Origin of the sequence: Jutongia hominis (assembly GCF_014384965.1) — a bacterium.
In the GTDB taxonomy this organism is placed as follows: domain Bacteria; phylum Bacillota; class Clostridia; order Lachnospirales; family Lachnospiraceae; genus Butyribacter; species Butyribacter hominis.
Window position 1 is genome coordinate 1 of record NZ_JACRSW010000002.1, and the last position, 2193, is coordinate 2193.

The following is a 2193-nucleotide window of genomic DNA, read 5'->3' on the forward strand; positions in this document are numbered from 1 at the left end:
CAGCCGCATAATATAAAAAGTCCGGGAGACGCTACATTGCATTCTCTCATGTAACCCGTCAACATATCAGTTCATTATAAAAATATTAAATTTTTGTCTTGACAACTGAGCCACTATAGAGCCACTATATACCCCTACTAAAGCATATATACAGGAATTAGTTAAAGTAATGCTCTCATTTTCAAAAATTTTATTTATACCATAAGACTTACTTAAATTATTTATTTCTATCATCTGAAAGACCTCTTTTCATATACATAACCACACCTATCAATAATAAAATCAAGATATTCATCATTGATAATCCAATAGAAAATTTAACAAAGGAAAATTTTTTTCAAAAATACATTTCTAAAATTGTTAAAGCCACAATCATGACTAAAACAAATATCTTGCTCATATTCCCATGTAATAATGTATTAGGTGTGATTTCAGTTCTGGGCATTTTATAGTCAAAGTACACTCCCATAAAAGAGCAAAGTATATTCGTAAATGTACCATACAGCAATAAAGATATATCAAAAAATAGCCCATTTTTACCAATACTGCAAAGCTACAAGAACAGATATGCAAATCAAACTACAAACAGCCAATACTAAAGCATTTTGTATTGGCTGTCCTAGATAATCCACATTAAAATACCAAAACAAAACACCTAGATACAGTCCAATTAAAGTTAATGTACATTTGACAAAATATGATTTTTTTCTTCCAAATAGAATGATGTTAAGTGTTTTTTTCATTGGTCTTATCCTTTACTATATCAAAGTAATATAATATATGGTACTTCCAATGAGAAGTAATCCCATGATAATACTATTTAATGATGATAACTTTTTTTGCTTGATAAAAGTAAAATTCAGTACCAAAGAAATAACAGGAACAAGCCATATTCCCAAAATACTAGGGATAGGATAATAGGTATCTCCATTATGCAAAATATTTATCTTCTCCGGTAAGAAAAATAACATAATTGTGGAAACCAAAAACATAAGAATAACAATAATAAAATTGATTTTAGCATACTTTTCATTATTCCCAGTAAAATTTTCTCCTAAGACATCTTTTAATATTTTTTTAATCATAGTTCACTCTCCTAATTTGTTTTTTTTTGTTTGATAAAAGAATAAATTGTAGGAATTCCAACCCAAATAACAAGCCCAATGAACAAAACCAACTCTGATTGCTCTGTTACAAAATATAAAATCAACATAATGAAAACTAATGGAAATGTAATATATCCTAATAATCTATTCGCAATTTTCCATGTCTTTTCATCTGTCGTTGTCCAAGGTAATCGTAATCCCATATACTTATTTAAAGGAAGTTTTGTTGAAACATTTCCAGTAAAAAGCATAATGGTAACCACAAAAATAAATGATGTTGGAATGTTGACGATGAAATCATTATCTATTAGCGGAACAAAATATAGTGCAACTGCCAATATTACCGTCAATCTATTCATACGACGCATTGTTTTCACTTTTGGATTATCTTTAGATAAATTTGTAATAACTGCCATTCTCGTTTGCGCAACACCCATTAAACTAATCAAACCTGCTCCTATAAGGAAATTAACATTGCTTAAATTTTTGAAAAAGGCGATCAGAAGTGCTGTGATAGATAACCCAAATATACATATATCTAAAATAAAAATTGATTTCTTCATTTCTAAATCACTCCTTTTTTCCAAAAATAGACATAAATCCAGACAATGCTTGTTGAAGTACTGTTACATTGATTGAATAAATGACAAAATTTCCTTGCTTTTCTGAACTAACTAACTCTGCTTCTCGTAAGATATTCAGATGTTTTGTTAAAGCAGGTTTCGATATGTCAAAATGTTCCGCTATTTCTCCAGCACTTAAATCTTTCTCATTCAATAGTTTCAAAATTTCTCGTCTAGTTGGGTCACTAATAGCTTTAAAAACACTTCCCACACTCACACCCCTTTCATTTAATCAAAAAGTTAATTAACCTTACGGTTAAATACTAAACTAAGAAATGCTTCTTGTCAATAATTTTTAAAAATTATTTTCATAAAAAGACTTGCATACTACTAAAAAGCAACATGTATAAATGTCAATATCAAAATGTACATTTTTGATCATTTAAGAATGTACAAGTTTGCTCATTCATCGTCCTGTATCATATATTCCCTTAAGCGGTACGATTTCCCAGTGATGTTTATTA

Annotated in this window: 4 protein-coding genes; all 4 read right to left on the reverse strand. The window is 29.0% G+C overall.

Annotated elements, in window-relative coordinates:
- Positions 1–66 precede the first annotated feature (66 nt).
- The 4 genes from H8700_RS01320 to H8700_RS01335 all read right to left on the reverse strand — a co-directional run bounded on the left by H8700_RS01320 (position 67) and on the right by H8700_RS01335 (position 1940).
- The gene (locus tag H8700_RS01320) at positions 67–234 is read right to left on the reverse strand and encodes a hypothetical protein (RefSeq protein ID WP_249302458.1); all 168 of its coding nucleotides are present in this window, start codon (positions 232–234) and stop codon (positions 67–69) included.
- 524 nt (positions 235–758) lie between these two features.
- Entirely contained in the window at positions 759–1085 is a 327-nt protein-coding gene (locus H8700_RS01325) for a hypothetical protein (RefSeq protein WP_249302460.1), read from the reverse strand.
- 11 nt (positions 1086–1096) lie between these two features.
- Positions 1097–1669 (reverse strand): SdpI family protein, encoded by a 573-nt coding sequence (locus H8700_RS01330; RefSeq protein WP_249302462.1) that lies wholly within the window; start codon positions 1667–1669, stop codon positions 1097–1099.
- Between the two features lie 7 nt (positions 1670–1676).
- Complete coding sequence (locus H8700_RS01335) at positions 1677–1940, reverse strand: autorepressor SdpR family transcription factor (RefSeq protein WP_146139601.1); 264 nt, start codon at positions 1938–1940, stop codon at positions 1677–1679.
- Between the last annotated feature and the right edge of the window lie 253 nt (positions 1941–2193).